This is a genomic window from Jezberella sp. (assembly GCF_964834465.1).
This window is the reverse complement of sequence record NZ_CBAZRM010000003.1, coordinates 49,213-65,181: the sequence shown is the minus strand read 5'-3', so window position 1 is coordinate 65,181 and position 15,969 is coordinate 49,213. Positions and strand designations below refer to the sequence as shown.

Here is a 15,969-nt window from a genome sequence, read left to right as displayed (position 1 = left end):
CTAGCTACCCAGTACTGGCCTCACATCCAACCAGGGATGCCTTGCCAGACGCTCAGCTTCAAACGCTTTGATCTTGTCAGCATGCACCAGCGTTAGCCCGATTTCGTCCAAGCCATTGACCATGCAATACTTGCGGTGTGCGTCAATGTCGAACCCCATCGCTCTGCCGTCTGGCGCGACCACGACTTGGTTTTCAAGATCAATGGTGAGTTTGTAACCAACAAAGCCCCTGACCTCGTCAAACAATCTTGCGACCTGCAATTCTGGCAGCACGATGGGCAAAAATCCGTTTTTGTAGCTGTTGTTATAAAAGATGTCGGCGAAAGACGGGGCAATGACGGCCTTAAAACCATACTGTTGCAAAGCCCATGGGGCGTGCTCACGGCTCGAACCGCATCCGAAGTTCTTGCGCCCAAGCAGTATCGACGCCCCTTGATAACGCGAATGATTCAAGACAAAGTCCGGATTGAGTGGCCGTTTGCTGTTGTCCATGCCGGGTTCGCCATGGTCAAGATAACGCAGCTCATCGAACAGATTGGGCCCAAATCCCGACCTTTTGATCGACTTCAAAAACTGTTTTGGAATAATTAAATCCGTATCGACGTTTTCACGATCCAGCGGGGCAACAAGGCCCTCATGTGTAATAAATTTGTCCATGTTGTTTTACCGGAAATTGCGAATATCAACGAAGTGACCTGCGCAGGCAGCCGCCGCCGCCATTGCTGGGCTGACCAAATGCGTTCTACCGCCATGACCTTGCCTGCCTTCGAAATTACGATTAGACGTCGATGCACAGCGTTCACCAGGCTCAAGACGATCAGCATTCATCGCAAGGCACATTGAGCAACCTGGTTCACGCCATTCAAAACCAGCTTCGACAAAAATTTTGTCTAATCCCTCGCGTTCTGCCTGTAACTTGACCAGACCTGAGCCAGCTACCACCAAGGCTTGACGCACATTACTTGACACGCGTTTGCCTCTGACCACGGAGGCCGCGGCACGCAAATCTTCAATTCTTGAGTTGGTACAAGAACCAATAAACACGCGATCGATTTTGATATCGGTCAGAGGTGTGTTGGGCTTTAAGCCCATGTACTCAAGTGCGCGTTCCATCCCACTGCGGCGCACCGAGTCTTTCTCTTTGTCAGGATCTGGGACTCTATCCGTCACGGGCAAGACCATTTCTGGTGACGTACCCCAAGTCACTTGAGGCTGAATATCACGGGCATCCACGTCGATAATCGTGTCGAATTGAGCGCCTTCATCAGAGTGCAAAGTCTTCCAATAAGAGACCGCCGCATCCCAAAGCGCCCCAGTGGGCGCGAATGGCCGGTGACGGAAGTACTCGATGGTTTTCTCATCAACGGCGACCATCCCAGAGCGGGCGCCACCTTCGATGGACATGTTACAGACAGTCATGCGCCCTTCTACGGACAATCCTCGAATAGCGCTACCTGCAAATTCAATGGCGTGACCTGTTCCGCCCGCCGTGCCAATCTTGCCAATGACGTGCAAAATGAGATCTTTAGCGGTGACGCCAACGCCGAGATTGCCTTCAACTCGAACCAGCATGTTTTTGTTCTTTTTGACCTGCAAGGTCTGCGTTGCCATGGCGTGTTCAACTTCAGATGTGCCAATACCGAAAGCAAGCGCAGCGACGGCGCCATGAGTACTCGTGTGAGAATCACCACAGACCACGGTCATGCCAGGCAAAACGGCCCCTTGCTCGGGGCCAATCACATGGACAATACCCTGACGCACGTCATTCATTTTGAATTCAGTCACGCCATGTCGATCGCAATTGGCGTCTAGCGTATCAACTTGCAGACGAGACACCGGATCCGCAATGCCTTGCGCTCGATCAGCGGCGACAGTGGGCACGTTGTGGTCAGCAACGGCCAGATTCGCGTTTAACCGCCATAACTTCCGACCAGCCAACTCAAGCCCTTCAAAAGCCTGTGGGCTGGTGACCTCGTGCAACAAATGTCTGTCGATGTATAGGATCGCTGTCCCGTCCGATTCTTCGTGAACCACATGGGCATCCCAGAGCTTGTCGTAAAGTGTTTTTTTCATATGATTTTCTTACCAACCAATAATTCTGATGGGCTGATTTCAACGAATCAGTCGGATGATAGGCCTCATCGCTTTGGCAGACAAAACGGCCTCCTTTAACGAGCGCTCGATTATGCCACAGGGATCTTGGTTCATCAGCCGCAGCGATGCGTTTGCGCTGGATTGCATCCAGTTAACCGCATTGCGCGCGATGCCTTAAGGCATGATCCATCAAAACGATCGCTAACAGTGACTCTGCGATCGGTGTTGCCCGGATGCCAACGCAGGGGTCGTGACGACCCAGTGTTTGCACCATCACAGGCTCGCCAACGCTATTGATGGATCGTCGTTCAATTCTGATACTCGACGTAGGTTTAATGGCAAGGCTGACGGTGATCGGCTGACCCGTAGAAATGCCACCAAGCACACCGCCAGCGTTATTCGTTAAAAATCCGTCTGGGGTAATTTCATCGCCGTGCTCTGAACCACGTTGAGCAATACTGGCGAACCCAGCGCCGATTTCAACGCCTTTGACCGCATTGAGCCCCATCATCGCGAAGGCGATGTCCGCGTCCAGTCGATCATATATGGGTTCTCCCCAGCCTGCCGGTAGCCCTTGCGCGACTACTTCTATTTTTGCACCGACCGAGTCGCCGTCTTTACGCAACTGATCCATGTAAGCCTCTAACTCTGGCACGACAGCTTGATCGGCGGCATAGAAAGGATTGCTGGGCACATCATCCCACTGTTTGAATGGGATCGAAATCGGGCCTAACTGGCTCATATACCCTCGAACAGTAATGCCATAGGTCTCAAACAACCATTTCTTGGCAACCGCGCCTGCACCAACGGTGGGTGCAGTAAGACGCGCAGAAGACCTGCCACCGCCCCGAGGATCTCTGACGCCGTATTTTTTGGTGTAACTGAAATCTGCGTGACCTGGCCGAAACGTGTCGGTAATCGCTTTGTAATCCTTACTGCGTTGATCCATATTGCGAATCAACAGAGCAATGGGGGTACCCGTTGTTCGTCCCTCAAAGACACCTGAAAGAATTTCGACTTTATCTTCCTCTTGACGCTGGGTGACGTGGCGAGAAGTACCGGGGCGGCGGCGGTCGAGCTCAGCCTGAATGTGCCCTTCGTTGAGCAACATGCCTGGTGGGCAACCGTCAATGACACAGCCAATAGCTGGCCCGTGAGATTCGCCAAAATTAGTGACGCAAAAAAGATTACCGATCGTGTTACCAGACATGTTGCTTGTATGAGTGGGTTGAAGGCATGGATGCCTTATTTTTGTTGATGAATAGATTATCGCACTCAGCGCATTATGATGAGCAACTGACTTCCAAACTGCTCGCCCAGTGCGGGGGCAAGGCAGCGTAGGACGCCATGCCGGGAATAGACTGAAAAGGATTTTTTAGCATTAGCATGACCCGTTCAATTTCAGTTGAATCCCCCCGCTGCGCCGCTTCGATTGCCTGCTGGGCAATATGATTACGAAGAACATACAGTGGATTGACCGACAACATGCCGGAAATTCTTGCTTGATCGGTACCGTCTTGTTGTGCGATTCTCACGTGGTAGCGATCAAGCCAGGCCTGTGCTGCTTCTCGATCTGCAAATAAGTCGATGAAAGGCTTGATAGAGGTATCGGTGGTGCCGCCGAGATCTTCCGCAATTTGAGCCGGACTCGCAGGTGTCATGCCAGGCGCGTGTGCCAATTGTCTGAAAGCTAAGGTAAAGTCTGCTCTGTTGTGATGCATCAGGCTCCAGAGACTGTCAATCAGTTCCTCGTCACCCAACCGCCAGTCTTTTAACCCAAGCTTGGCCATCATTTTGGCTTGCATCGACGATAAAAAGACAGTCTCAAACTCGGCGAGTGACCCCTGCAGCCGCTCTGCATCGGGGACTAGCTCGTACAGACTATTGGCCAGTTGAAAGAGATTCCAATTGGCGACCGCCGGCTGAGCATGCCATGCGTAGCGTCCGTTGGTATCGGTATGGTTACAAATATGTTTTGCGTTGAACCCATCCATAAAGCCAAAGGGGCCATAATCAAGCGTCAATCCTAAAACAGACATGTTGTCGGTGTTCATGACACCATGACAAAACCCGACAACTTGCCAAGCCGCCATCAATTGAGCGGTTTTAATGGCAACACATCGAAGCAACTCCACGTAGACTTGACCCGGTTTTGCGCTTTCTTGATTGTCACGGCACTCTGGATAGAATCGATCAATCACGTAATCTGCCAGTATCTTGAGCTCTTCAGGCTTTTTACGAGCAGACCAGTGCTCAAAAGAACCAAAACGTATGAAACTGGGGGCCACCCGCGCGACGACCGCTGCGGTTTCGATGGTCTCCCGGATGACTGGCTGACTTGAAGATATCAACGAAAGTGCCCGAGTGGTGGGGATACCCAAACCATGCATTGCCTCACTGGCTAAATACTCCCGTATCGAAGATCGCAAGACGGCGCGTCCGTCGCCCATACGTGAGTATGGCGTTGAACCCGCCCCTTTCAGTTGAATCTCCCATTCTTGGTCAGGATGCCCTACCCCAGCAAGCAAATGCGCACGACCGTCGCCAAGCTGACCTGCCCACACCCCAAATTGATGTCCACTGTAGACCGACGATAGTGTTGCCCCCCCGTCCATCGGGTTCGAACCACTCACGACGGATAAAAACTCTGTCGTTTTTAAGGCCGCTTGTGATAAACCAATCAAATCAGCGACTTCGTGATTGACGTGCAGCAGTGCAGCATCACTCAAGCCCTGCGTCTCTAATCTTGTATAGAACGCCGTGGGCAAGGACGCAAATGAATTCGTTTTGGGTAAAGCGGCGAAGCTATCGAATCGACTCATGAGCGCTGCTTCGCCAGTTTGGTTGTGGCTTTTGCCTGTTTCTTAGCTGGATACACATACAAAATCGCACAAACAAAAAAGATACCTGATAGGCCAATCTCGATCATGGGAAACAGCATTGAATGGCCTGGAGGATCAGACATTAATCGGACCACACCTTCCATCAAGTAGAGCAACACCAGCATTGACGACCACTGTACCGTGTAGAGACGTCCTGCCAGCAACCCTGGGACCGCAAATGCCAGGGGCAATGCCTTAAGAAACAAGAGGCTACCACCGGGTTTGATCGGTGCAAGCCACGTCTCCCAGAGGACGCAATGCAGAATCAAGCCCAATAAACATACCCAACACAGACGTAACAATAAGCGACTTAAAACGAGCTCAAGGGTCTGATCTTGGATATGCCCTGTTTCTGTCTTCATTTTTTGAACCAATCATTGAATCGATACGCTATTATCGCTTGGCAATCACCGCGAGGCGAGCTTGAAAGATATCAACCTTTATGACGCGCCCGAAAGCCCAGACGTCTCGATTAGTCACGCATGCCATGTATGAGATCTTAGGCTTTCTGTATCGGCGTGCGCAACAAGACCGTATTCTTGAAAGTGCCTCGAGCTTGACACTGTCGACCGTCATGGCCCTGGTGCCTCTGCTGGCCGTTGTTCTGTCACTTTTTACATCCTTTCCCCTGTTTCAAGAATTCAGCGATGCGCTGCAAACTTTTCTAATTCAAAACCTGCTGCCAGACGACATTTCTGAGACCATCATGCAGCATTTAAATGAGTTCGCCACCCAAGCGTCCAGACTCACGGCTATTGGTAGCTCATTTTTGATCCTAACCTCGGTACTGTTAGTGATGTCAGTTGATTCGGTGCTAAACCAAATCTGGCATGTGAACCGAGCAAGATCATTCACACAGCGAGTCATTGTTTACTGGGGTGTCATCTCACTGGGCCCGATTATCGTCGGCGCAAGCCTCTGGCTTTCCGCTTACATAGCGCAAAAATCGATTGGTCTCTTTGGCGAAATACCTAACCTCTTTGGCATGAGCCTTTCGCTGTTGCCTTTCGCACTGACTTGCGTAGGCTTCACGCTTTTGTTCATGATTGTTCCTCACCGACACGTGAGCTTGAGTAACGCCATCATCGGAGGGGTGATCACCACGGTGATTTTAGAGGCCGTCAAGTTGGGGCTTGCCTACTACATCAAACAGTTTCCGACTTATAAAATTATTTACGGTGCCTTCTCTACGCTACCGGTTTTTTTAATTTGGCTTTACACGTCATGGCTCGGTGTATTGATCGGGGCTACCGTCGCGGCCAACCTGCCGGTCATCCTGTCAAAAAAATACCAATCGCAGACCGTGACCGGCTCAGTTTTCATCGATTCGCTGCAGATTCTTGACGCACTGCAGCACTGCCAACAGCAGCAACCTGCGGGAGCGACCATTCGCTCGCTATTGCGCACGACTCGTGTTGATAGTGAAAGGCTGGATGAAATTTTGCAACTTCTCGAAACGCTGAATTACGTCACCCACCAGCAACAGGCTTCAGGCGAACGGTGGTTTTTAGTTTGTGACCCTAAAGTAACCCCCATCGGCCCGGTTTTTGATCGATTGGTCATCGATCGACGCAGAAATGATCTGGATCAGTCCCCTCAATTGCGGACAGCCCTGGCTCAGATGCTGGCCGGTGCCAATGAGCCAACCCTCGCGGATGTGCAGTTGCGGCATGACAATCAGAGCGACGACCCACTACAATCTGGATATTCGTCAATGGTCGAGGAGAACCAGCATGCTAAAAGTCAGTGAAATCCTTCGTGTCAAAGGAGATACCCTTTACACGGCGAGCCCTGACGCAACCGTAGCGCAAGCGGTGCAAACCATGAGCGAACACGATATCGGGTCTCTCGTTATCATGGATCATGGTGAACTTGCGGGCATGCTGACTTTTCGCGAGATCATTAGCCATCTGTACAACAACAAGGGCGATATTGGTCAAACGCGGATACGCAGTATTATGGATGATGCACCGGTTAGCGTATCCCCGAGCACCAGTGCTGACGAGTTGCAGCGTTTAATGTTGAACAACCACGCACGCTATATCCCTGTCATGGATGGCCCAGTCTTAATGGGTGTCATCTCGTTTTACGACATGGCGCAAGCACTGGTCGCCGCGCAAAAATTTGAAAACTCTATGCTGAAGGCCTATATCAAAGATTGGCCCAATGAGTCGTCAGATCAGGAAAACACCTCACAAGTTTGATGCACATGTCGCCACGCCTGCTCAATGACTTGGGCAGACGAAGCATTCAAAAGCTTATTATCAGACAACATCCGCCGCCAGTAGCGAGAGCCATGTCGACCCGCGAATAAACCTAGCAATGGTCGCACTAATACGCGAAGTGGGACATCAAGGCTCATCTGCTCGTCCGCATAAGTGACTAATTTTGCGATCAGCTCACCCTCACTCAGTCGGCTTGTTTGCCACCAATTAACGCTTATCTCAGCCAAAACCTCTGGGGTTTGCCATGCAGCGCGACCCAACATGACACCATCAAAATCCGGTTTAACGTCTTCACATTGCTCAAAGGTGGTGAGGCCACCATTGAGAACCACCGTTGCCTCTGGAAAATCTTTTTTCAGCTGAGCGGCGTCGTGGTAGCGCAGTGGGGGCACTTCACGATTGTCTCTTGGAGACAGGCCTTTCAACACCGCATTACGCGCGTGAACAATAAATACGCGACAACCATTTTCATACAGCGTGCCCACGAAATCCCGAACAAATCCATAACTCTCATCACGGTCGAGGCCTAAACGGTGCTTAACGGTAACCGGTTGACACTGCGCATCCTGCATGGCTTTAATGCAATCCGCAACAAGTTGCGGCTCAGCCATCAAACACGCACCAAAAGAACCTTTTTGTACTCGCTCTGAAGGGCAACCGCAGTTGAGGTTAATCTCGTCGTACCCCCACTGCTCGCCCAAGCGGGCCGCCACTGCTAACTCTGCAGGATCACTGCCCCCAAGTTGCAAGGCAATGGGATGCTCTTCACAAGAAAAATCCAAATGCCTCGGAATATCGCCGTGACGCAACGCACCGGTCGTAATCATCTCAGTGTAGAGTCGAGCTTGAGGTGAAAGCAGTCGATGAAAGTATCGACAGTGCCTGTCAGTGACGTCGATCATGGGGGCAACACACAAACGCCACCCTTCTTTGTCAAGTGACTGTTTTTGATGTGAAGTCGTCTGGGCGCAAGTGTGCTGCTGTGGCATAAAAGGAAATAGTAGAGACAGTGCCCGTATTTTAACGGTTTGACATGAAACATCAGACAACACTTCAATGTTGTTAGAATCTCGGTGTTGACACTATCGCATCCGCAACGCCGAACATGGCCGTTTTCACCCCAATTTCAGATCAAGACGCCCAAGATTTACTCACTCATTACGAACTGGGCGAGCTTGTTTCCTTGCAGGGCATTGCCGCTGGCATCGAAAACACCAATCACTTTTTGACCACGACCGCAGGAGAATTTGTTCTCACGACGTTCGAGGTGCTCACGTTTGAACAGCTGCCTTTTTACATTGAGCTGATGCACCATTTAGCAAAGCGCGGCATTGCAGTGCCTGAACCGCAAACTCGTAAAGATGGATCGCGGATATCAACGTTGCACAAGAAGCCAGCCTCGATCGTGACAAAGTTACCCGGTAGCTATACCGTTGATCCGACCGCAGAACATTGTGCGCAGAGCGCGGACACGCTAGCCCGTATGCACCTCGCTGCAAGTGATTTTTCAATTAAACAAGAAAACCTTAGAGGGTTGAGCTGGTGGACATCAACAGCACCTCGTGTGCAGCCTTTTTTAACGGCAGAGCAAAGCTATCTGTTGAGTAGCAGCCTAGCTGAACAACAAGCAATGGCTGCAACACCAGCTTGGGCACATTTGCCCGAAGGCCCATCTCATTGCGATTTATTTCGCGACAACGTCTTGTTTGCGGGCACGCCCGGTGAGCCTGTACTTGGAGGCTTTATTGATTTCTATTTTGCAGGGTGCGATAAGTGGCTATTTGATGTTGCTGTTTGTGTCAACGACTGGTGCATTGAACGATCCACCGGCCAGTTGATCCCTGCCCTGGCTTCAGCATGGCTTGAAGCCTATGCCAAAGTGAGAGAGTTCACCAACGATGAGCGTCGCGCGTGGCCAATGATGCTGAGAGCCGCTGCTTTGCGTTTTTGGCTCTCTCGGCTATACGACTTTTATATTCCTCGAGCGGCAGAGATGCTTAAACCACATGATCCGACCCACTTTGAGCGAGTACTATTGGCTCGAACAAACGACGCCATCGTGACACTTCCCTAGGACGTTCAATGCAAGCAGCAGCCTTACCCGCCATCGCAGGCTTGAATTGGGTAAAAGATGGATGGGTGCTTTTTAAGCGCCAACCGCTCGCCTTTTTTTCAGTTGCGCTGTTTATCAGCTTAATTCTGGTACTCGCAATACAGACGCCACCGGTGGGTCCGATCATCTTCGTCGTGCTTATGCCGGCCACGACATTCATGATCATGTCAGGTTGTCGTCAAGCAGCTGCCAACAGAAGAATATTGCCACTGATGTGGTTTCAAGCGTTTGAGCCGCCAAAGGTGTTGAAACGACTCATCAGCCTAGGTGCTTTATATCTGGCGTTATGCATGATGAGCGGGCTCGTGTCGTTTATTCCGTTTGGGGCCGAATTGGCTGATGCGCTGCAGACGGCCAGCACGGCCGGTGATTTCGAACCATTAATTACTTCGGCTCAACTGCCACTCTCGATCTTCGCAGTTTTATATATGCTGGTGACCATGTTGTTCTGGTATGCACCCATGCTTGTTGGTTGGCATGGTGTCCCCATGATTCAAGCATTATTTTTTAGTCTAGTGGCCTGTTGGCGCAATAAGCTGAGCATGCTGGTTTACGGTTTTGTATGGATTGGCATCTTTTTCGCCATTGACACTGCCATGAGTGTCTTCAGTTTAGTCGGCATCCCTGACGAGCTTTCCATCAAGCTGCAAATTCCTGTGAAAATTTTGGTTGCCAGTGTGTTGTATTGCAGCTTTTATCCGAACTACGTCTCTGTTTTTGAGTCTAAATCGAGTTAGCCATCTGCTCACGAACTAAGCGTTCTAACTTTTTTTGATATGCGGGAACATCAGCCCAGCAGATCGCTGTCGTTTCAACGACTGAGTGCGCACCCCAGCACCAGCAAAGCCTGAGTGGCACCACCTTTGGATAAACTTTGGTGACGCAATATTTGTTGTTTAAAAAAAAGACCGCAATGGGGTAATCGATGGTGAAGGTATGGATGCCGCTGCACGGCCTAAGCCATAAGGCCTGAGAGACCAACAACGGTGGACGACCGACGAGGCCTTTTAGCCGCGCGCACCACGTGTTGCACTCGATGATTTCCTTCAAATCACATGACGTCAATAGGTGCCTGCTTTTTTGTTAATTACTCTGCAAAATTTTCAGCACAATAGGGAATCCCAACACTAAAAAATTACAAGGAAATATAAAGACCGCAAGCGGAAAGAGCATTTTGACCGGGGCCTGCATCGACAGCTTTTCTGCTTTTAAATACCGATCCTCTCGCATCTGATTCGCGTGGTCACTGATCTGATGGGCCAGGCCCGTCCCCATATTTTCGGATTGGACAATGCAAGATACAAAGTAATCCAGCCCTTCTGAATCGAGATCACTCGCGAGATCTTGTAATACTTGGCTTAACGATCGTCCTGATTCAACGCCAATCAACACCGCCATGCACCATGGCTTGAATTGATGATCTGTCAGTGCTCGTGTCGCAAATTGAAAGGCGGTCGCCAGATTCAGGCCGGCGCTCAATGAGATCGAAATCAAGTCCATAAACGACGGCAGGGCACGATTGATATGAGCACTCAGCGCTTTGTTCTTGCTATCGACCCAGATCATAATGGCTGAAAATGATAGCAAACCACTTGCCAGCAGCGAAAATGCGTAGACAACTAACCTTTTAAAAGGATTGAATGCGGCAGTGCTCACATCCATCAACTGTAATGCGGTCAAAATGAGCGCCGTCAGGCCGATGAATAGAGCAAGCTGTGCCGCAAACAGATCTTCAGGCAACCAATCGTGTAGACCTGCGCGCCTCAATTTTCGACTGAAATAGCTACGTTGGCGCCACGTCATTGCGGGTTTAAGGCGACGGGAGACTGCCCTCAACAATGAATCTCGTTTGCAAACTGTCGTCGATTGGGTAGTTGCAAATGTCTGCTCTTTTGTGAAAACCATCTGAAACGAAAGGTAAACCACGGCACACACAGATGCACCGACAATCAAAACCACGAACCACTGCGTCACTTAGGCGTTCACCCGCAAAATGCGATGAATCATCCATATCCCTGATAAATCCAGTATGACGATCAATCCAATGACCCATTGCCCAGTTTGTGTATCGTAAAAGCACTGGGCTAATTCTGGACTTACCAATTGGATTGCTAGAAACAGAACCACCGGCATGAACCCCATCACCCACGCTTGCAGTCTTGCCTGTGTCGTTAATGCGTCAGTCTTTGCAATTTGATGTTGACGATGTTGCAATGACTTTGCGTGCGAGCCCAGCAAATTAGCTAAAGACCCACCCGTCTTAACGGACACACTGAACAAACTGGTCGTGATCATGACACTTTCTAGTGGAATCCGTTGATGTAGGCTCTCAAAGCCCTGATCAAATGACACACCCAATCTCAATTGACGGTTTAAGACACCCACTTCTTCACTCAAGGGGGATGGACTGACCCCCTCTAAGCGATTTAAAGCAAGCGTTAGATTCAATCCAGCCTTAAGCATCGCGCTTAACGACAGCAAAGCTTTGGGCAGTTGCAGATTGAATTTTTCATAACGCCGTCTAATAGCCCGTCTAATCACGGCCTTAGGAATTAAGAACGTACCGCAGCATGCCATGAAGGTGATCACAGCGTTACTGGTTAAAGCGTAAGTCAGTAATGCACAGACACTGGATAATCCTAATAAAACGGGCCAAATTTGGCGAGCGTCGATAAATAGAAATAATTGAGCAAGTCCTTGCCCGGTTTGTTGATTGACAGTAGCGACGTATTGACTAACATTGCGCGTGATTTGCCGTTCGATTGCGAGTACTAAGCAGACAACCGATAGCACAAGCAGTAAAAAAGATAACAATTGAAGCACAGCGCTGAACCTCATCAGCCTTCACGACTATTAGGGGTTTAAAAAAATGGAGGGAAGATTCGAGTAATGAAATTGTTTCGCTTGATCGTCCCAATTCACATAGGGTTGCAACAAATAGGTGCCGGACTCAGTGCCGACGATCTCAGCGATGCTAACCACTCTTCTCACCCCAGCGTTATTGCGCTTTATTTGCACGATGACCTGAAACGCCGATACGATCAATTCTTTGATGGCAGCTAACGGCAAGTTGGGGGCAGCCAGCAAGATAAGAGACTCTAGTCGTTTCAGTGCATCCCTATCATTGTTCGAATGCAGCGTGGTAAAAGACCCATCGTGCCCGGTATTCAGTGCCATGACCATATCGAGCGCTTCGGCCCCCCTCACCTCACCAACGATGAGTCGATCAGGCCTCATTCTTAGCGCGTTTTTGACTAAATCACGAATGGTGATCGCACCGAAGCCTTCTGTATTTGCGGGTCTTGCCTCTAAGCTAACGACATGCGGGTGACTAAGATGAAGCTCAGCCGAATCTTCGATGGTGATCACTCGCTGCTCTCTTGGTATCGCGTTTGCAAGGATATTTAACAAGGTTGTTTTGCCTGAGCCGGTGCCCCCTGAGACCATCACGTTGAGTCTGGCTTTGACAATTCTTTCTAGGTAATCAGCGGTAGCCTGACCAATAAACCCCGTTTTGGTTAACGATGGAATGGTACGATTTTTTACCCCGAACTTCCTCACGGTGAGGGAGATCCCTCTAGTGGAAATAGGAGACAGCACTGCGTTTAACCGAGAACCATCAGCAAGCCGTGCGTCAACCATTGGAGACGACTCGTCCAAGCGACGTCCCAACGGAGAAACAATACGATCGAGAATGACTCTCAGAGCAGCTTCACTACTAAAAGCGTTCGCATCAGGCATGATCACTCCGTCGCGTTCCACATAAACATCATCGAAGCGATTGACCATAATCTCTGACACGGTCGGGTCCGCAAGTAGTTCTGAAATCAACCCTAATCCCAAGGACTCATCGACTACCTGCTGAATCCAAGCGCTCAATATTGACGGTGTGTTAAATCTTTCATCTCTTGCAAAATTGTCAAATAAATAGCGGGATGCTTGCGCTTTAAGCGTATCGCCTGCCATGGCGGTGACGTCTAATTTCCTGAGATCAAACGCTTTCATTAATGAGGTATGCATTTCATCAAAAATATCGCCAGGTATTTTTGAACTGATTATCGTTGGTGACGCCGTACATGATTGGCTCTGCGCCGTACTGTCATCTCTCGAGCTTTGTGTTGTCAAAACAGCCTGATCTTCAGTCGTTGCTTGGGTAACTGGAATGTGAGCTATTGATTCAAATTGGATGAGGCAAGGGCCAATGACTAGTCGGTCTGAAGGCAGTAATGGCCCATGAGTTGCAATACGCTTGTCATTCACAAAAGTGCCTAATAGAGTACCTAAATCATGAGCAAATAACACATCACCTGTCCGCTCAACTCGGACATGCCGCTTTGCGATTTTCCAGTGGTTAATGCGCACATTGCAATCCATCCCGCGGCCAATTAAGCATGGCACGTCGACAAGACGTTTATCAAATCGGTCATCCTGATAGCGAATAGACAGTTCAATCATTTAGTCCTCCCACTGATCGGTTGAGTGCTGATGAGTCTGCAGCGATTCAGTTGTCACGACAGGTCGATTCAGTGTCAGTCCGTCGAGACTCGGGGACTGTCTGAAGCGTTCATCAATGACATCCTGTACGTTGACGATACGTGCGTCACTTCCAACTAGCGAAGGATCGACGATGTGTGGCGTCACTAAAATGGCAAGTTCGATCTGACGTTCATGCGTTCGCTCAGTGCCGAACAGGCTGCGCAGTATCGGTATCTCCGACGCTCCAGGAATACCTTCCCATTCGTGTGATTTTTCGCGAGAAATGAACCCACCTAGAATTAACGTCTGGCCAGACTTCACATTGAACTCCGTCGACGCACGCCGAACGCGCATCGCAGGACCATTCGGCGAGCTGATTGTCGGGTCAACAGAGCTAACTTCTATTTCAATGTTTGATCTAACCGTTTCAAGACCGTTTGCCTGGGGGGTAATGCTCAAACTCACACCATATTTTTTGAAAAGCGTATTCACACGTCCATCCTTATCTGTGCTCGTGTAAGGAACCTCCCCTCCGGCCAGGAAATTCGCTGGAGAGCCACTTCTAGTCAGCAATTGTGGTTGGGCCAAAATAGCGGCCTCACCATTTTTTGACAATGCATCGATGCGCGCGGAAACCAAGGCGTTGACCGCCATCATTGGCCCTGCGCTTCGCACTGACGCTGCTTGTATCGCAGGAGCTGTCTCTATTTTTTGGCCTCTCATCTCCCAGCCTAAAGCTGAATTGAAACCACTGTCGCTACTCACATTCCATTTGAGCCCTAACTCTTGCAAACGTGCAGACGGAAGCTCAAGCACTAAGACATCCAGTAGTATCATGCGGTCCCAGCCCATAGCGCTGGTCAAGTCAAGAACATCGGGATAGAGCGCCGTCATTTGCGCAATTCGGCGCTTGTCGTGGTCGCTAACATTGCTACCAGTCAACACAATTTTGTCACCTGCCTTCGATACATCGAGTCCCGCTATGCCATTCAGAAGCTGCTTAACGGCGATATAGGTTGCTTCAAACCCTCGAGGACTTACGGTGACTTTGAAACTACAATGAGTGCCGTTTTTTGCCCAAATATCTACGTGAGTGTCACCTCGAGTTTTTCCGAAGATTAAAATGCCTTCTGAACCGGTTGCGGAAACCTGTGCAATCTGGCTATCTCCAACAGCAATACGAGTAATTGGTCCAGTTGAAATAAACTTGGATCCACCAACTTCCATTGCAATCAACGTTCTCGACAACGCCGGTGCTTGGCTGGGGTACAGAGCAACCCAGATGAGTAAAAAAAATAATGCACGATCACGAATATGTCGCAGTTTCATCGCATTGCGTCGAAGATTATTCATCCGAGACATCCTCGAATCCAGCCCCGCTGATTGCTTCACGATTTGATTGACGCTCAGATTCAAGCCGATCACCATAAATAATCTGCGGTAGATTCGTCTTGACGGGTGACGACTCTAAACCAAGCATCGAAGCTAAATCCTGAGGATGATATTTGTCATCTTCATCAAGGCTAGTGCCTTGGATTTTTGATCGGACAACAGCCGAGATAATGCCGTCCTGCTTGGCAGCAATTAATTTTTTCGCGTCTTCCTTGTTGACTGCTACTGTCAGCATCTCTTGAGAAGGACGAACGCTGGCAGCAGGCTTGCTCGTTGATGCGGTCATTGAGGGTGATATCAGCACCGAGACAGCGCTTAACAGTAAGGTCGTTGTCCGGCGGCCAACATAATCGAAGGTGACGAAAAGATCGACCTTGTCATCTGGCGAGATTAAATCCGCTGACACATCTCTTGGGCTCACGGGAATCGACACTGCACGCATCCCTGGCATCAACTTTGTGTTTATAGGCTGCGTGTCAGTTCGAGAAATATGATTTCTTAGCAGCAGTTGTCCAGCCGACACATCGAGCTTCAGAAAGCCGCCGACGATTTCATCAAGGTCCTCAACCGCCAAACTATCCTCTACCATCCACTTGGTAGGGTATTCGCGCACCACAAGATCATCAAGAGTCAGTTGGCTACCTTCTTTTAAATCACGAGCGCTTACAATTTTTGGCAAATAAGTGAGCGTAAATTTGTCTTGAATATTCTGTTCCGCATTGGATATATACAAATGCGTTGACACCGCTGCCATTAATCCCAGTGACAACGCTAAAAACAACAAGCC

At 49.7% G+C, this 15,969-nt stretch carries 15 protein-coding genes and 1 pseudogene; 4 read left to right on the top strand and 12 right to left on the bottom strand.

Annotated features, from left to right (window positions below; all coding sequences use genetic code 11):
* From leuD to AC1W8Y_RS02935, 5 genes are all read right to left on the bottom strand, one after another.
* A complete protein-coding gene (gene leuD / locus AC1W8Y_RS02955) occupies window positions 1–657 on the bottom strand; it encodes a 3-isopropylmalate dehydratase small subunit (protein WP_482012976.1) in 657 nt (218 codons plus the stop codon).
* Window positions 658–663: 6 nt separating this feature from the next.
* Window positions 664–2,073 carry a 3-isopropylmalate dehydratase large subunit gene (gene leuC, locus AC1W8Y_RS02950; RefSeq protein ID WP_482012975.1) on the bottom strand — a complete coding sequence of 470 codons (1,410 nt, stop codon included), beginning with the start codon at window positions 2,071–2,073 and terminating at the stop codon, window positions 664–666.
* A gap of 172 nt (window positions 2,074–2,245) precedes the next feature.
* The gene (aroC, locus tag AC1W8Y_RS02945; RefSeq protein ID WP_482012974.1) at window positions 2,246–3,304 is read right to left on the bottom strand and encodes a chorismate synthase; all 1,059 of its coding nucleotides are present in this window, start codon (window positions 3,302–3,304) and stop codon (window positions 2,246–2,248) included.
* A gap of 73 nt (window positions 3,305–3,377) precedes the next feature.
* Entirely contained in the window at window positions 3,378–4,916 is a 1,539-nt protein-coding gene (locus AC1W8Y_RS02940; RefSeq protein WP_482012973.1) for a protein adenylyltransferase SelO, read from the bottom strand.
* Window positions 4,913–5,338 (bottom strand): DUF2069 domain-containing protein, encoded by a 426-nt coding sequence (locus AC1W8Y_RS02935; RefSeq protein ID WP_482012972.1) that lies wholly within the window; start codon window positions 5,336–5,338, stop codon window positions 4,913–4,915. Before AC1W8Y_RS02935 ends, AC1W8Y_RS02940 begins: the two co-directional genes overlap by 4 nt.
* A gap of 80 nt (window positions 5,339–5,418) precedes the next feature.
* Between AC1W8Y_RS02935 and AC1W8Y_RS02930 the strand changes: the two genes are divergently transcribed.
* On the top strand, window positions 5,419–6,726 hold the full coding sequence (locus tag AC1W8Y_RS02930) for a YihY family inner membrane protein (RefSeq protein WP_482012971.1): 1,308 nt from the start codon (window positions 5,419–5,421) through the stop codon (window positions 6,724–6,726).
* Window positions 6,710–7,180: a CBS domain-containing protein gene (locus tag AC1W8Y_RS02925; RefSeq protein ID WP_482012970.1), complete on the top strand. Its 471-nt coding sequence runs from the start codon at window positions 6,710–6,712 to the stop codon at window positions 7,178–7,180. Before AC1W8Y_RS02930 ends, AC1W8Y_RS02925 begins: the two co-directional genes overlap by 17 nt.
* Here the strand turns inward: AC1W8Y_RS02925 and dusA are convergent.
* A complete protein-coding gene (gene dusA, locus AC1W8Y_RS02920; protein ID WP_482012969.1) occupies window positions 7,156–8,103 on the bottom strand; it encodes a tRNA dihydrouridine(20/20a) synthase DusA in 948 nt (315 codons plus the stop codon). The genes AC1W8Y_RS02925 and dusA overlap by 25 nt on opposite strands.
* A 203-nt stretch (window positions 8,104–8,306) precedes the next feature.
* Here dusA and AC1W8Y_RS02915 point away from each other — a divergent pair, with 203 nt between their 5' ends.
* Both AC1W8Y_RS02915 and AC1W8Y_RS02910 read left to right on the top strand, forming a co-directional pair.
* The gene (locus AC1W8Y_RS02915) at window positions 8,307–9,275 is read left to right on the top strand and encodes a homoserine kinase (RefSeq protein ID WP_482012968.1); all 969 of its coding nucleotides are present in this window, start codon (window positions 8,307–8,309) and stop codon (window positions 9,273–9,275) included.
* An 8-nt stretch (window positions 9,276–9,283) separates the two neighbouring features.
* Window positions 9,284–10,051, top strand: coding sequence for a BPSS1780 family membrane protein (locus tag AC1W8Y_RS02910; RefSeq protein ID WP_482012967.1), 768 nt, complete (start codon window positions 9,284–9,286; stop codon window positions 10,049–10,051).
* Window positions 10,052–10,397: 346 nt separating this feature from the next.
* Here AC1W8Y_RS02910 and AC1W8Y_RS02905 read toward each other — a convergent pair whose 3' ends face one another.
* The 6 genes and pseudogenes from AC1W8Y_RS02905 to cpaB form a co-directional block, all read right to left on the bottom strand.
* Window positions 10,398–11,117, bottom strand: coding sequence for a type II secretion system F family protein (locus AC1W8Y_RS02905; protein WP_482012966.1), 720 nt, complete (start codon window positions 11,115–11,117; stop codon window positions 10,398–10,400).
* A gap of 171 nt (window positions 11,118–11,288) precedes the next feature.
* Window positions 11,289–12,137, bottom strand: a complete 849-nt coding sequence (locus AC1W8Y_RS02900; RefSeq protein WP_482012965.1) for a type II secretion system F family protein — start codon at window positions 12,135–12,137, stop codon at window positions 11,289–11,291.
* 30 nt (window positions 12,138–12,167) lie between these two features.
* Complete coding sequence (locus tag AC1W8Y_RS02895; RefSeq protein WP_482013120.1) at window positions 12,168–13,334, bottom strand: TadA family conjugal transfer-associated ATPase; 1,167 nt, start codon at window positions 13,332–13,334, stop codon at window positions 12,168–12,170.
* Between the two features lie 189 nt (window positions 13,335–13,523).
* A pseudogene (locus AC1W8Y_RS02890) lies at window positions 13,524–13,769 on the bottom strand (FHA domain-containing protein); the annotation flags it as partial.
* Window positions 13,770–15,143: a type II and III secretion system protein family protein gene (locus AC1W8Y_RS02885; RefSeq protein ID WP_482012964.1), complete on the bottom strand. Its 1,374-nt coding sequence runs from the start codon at window positions 15,141–15,143 to the stop codon at window positions 13,770–13,772.
* A complete protein-coding gene (cpaB, locus tag AC1W8Y_RS02880; protein WP_482012963.1) occupies window positions 15,136–15,966 on the bottom strand; it encodes a Flp pilus assembly protein CpaB in 831 nt (276 codons plus the stop codon). The genes AC1W8Y_RS02885 and cpaB overlap by 8 nt, the downstream gene beginning before the upstream one ends.
* Window positions 15,967–15,969: the final 3 nt, after the last annotated feature.

Coding starts and splice junctions, on each gene's coding strand:
- leuD (WP_482012976.1), bottom strand. CDS start 657: ATGGACAAATTTATTACACATGAGGGCCTTGTTGCCCCGCTGGATCGT.
- leuC (WP_482012975.1), bottom strand. CDS start 2,073: ATGAAAAAAACACTTTACGACAAGCTCTGGGATGCCCATGTGGTTCAC.
- aroC (WP_482012974.1), bottom strand. CDS start 3,304: ATGTCTGGTAACACGATCGGTAATCTTTTTTGCGTCACTAATTTTGGC.
- AC1W8Y_RS02940 (WP_482012973.1), bottom strand. CDS start 4,916: ATGAGTCGATTCGATAGCTTCGCCGCTTTACCCAAAACGAATTCATTT.
- AC1W8Y_RS02935 (WP_482012972.1), bottom strand. CDS start 5,338: ATGAAGACAGAAACAGGGCATATCCAAGATCAGACCCTTGAGCTCGTT.
- AC1W8Y_RS02930 (WP_482012971.1), top strand. CDS start 5,419: ATGACGCGCCCGAAAGCCCAGACGTCTCGATTAGTCACGCATGCCATG.
- AC1W8Y_RS02925 (WP_482012970.1), top strand. CDS start 6,710: ATGCTAAAAGTCAGTGAAATCCTTCGTGTCAAAGGAGATACCCTTTAC.
- dusA (WP_482012969.1), bottom strand. CDS start 8,103: ATGATCGACGTCACTGACAGGCACTGTCGATACTTTCATCGACTGCTT.
- AC1W8Y_RS02915 (WP_482012968.1), top strand. CDS start 8,307: ATGGCCGTTTTCACCCCAATTTCAGATCAAGACGCCCAAGATTTACTC.
- AC1W8Y_RS02910 (WP_482012967.1), top strand. CDS start 9,284: ATGCAAGCAGCAGCCTTACCCGCCATCGCAGGCTTGAATTGGGTAAAA.
- AC1W8Y_RS02905 (WP_482012966.1), bottom strand. CDS start 11,117: ATGACGTGGCGCCAACGTAGCTATTTCAGTCGAAAATTGAGGCGCGCA.
- AC1W8Y_RS02895 (WP_482013120.1), bottom strand. CDS start 13,334: ATGCATACCTCATTAATGAAAGCGTTTGATCTCAGGAAATTAGACGTC.
- AC1W8Y_RS02885 (WP_482012964.1), bottom strand. CDS start 15,143: ATGAATAATCTTCGACGCAATGCGATGAAACTGCGACATATTCGTGAT.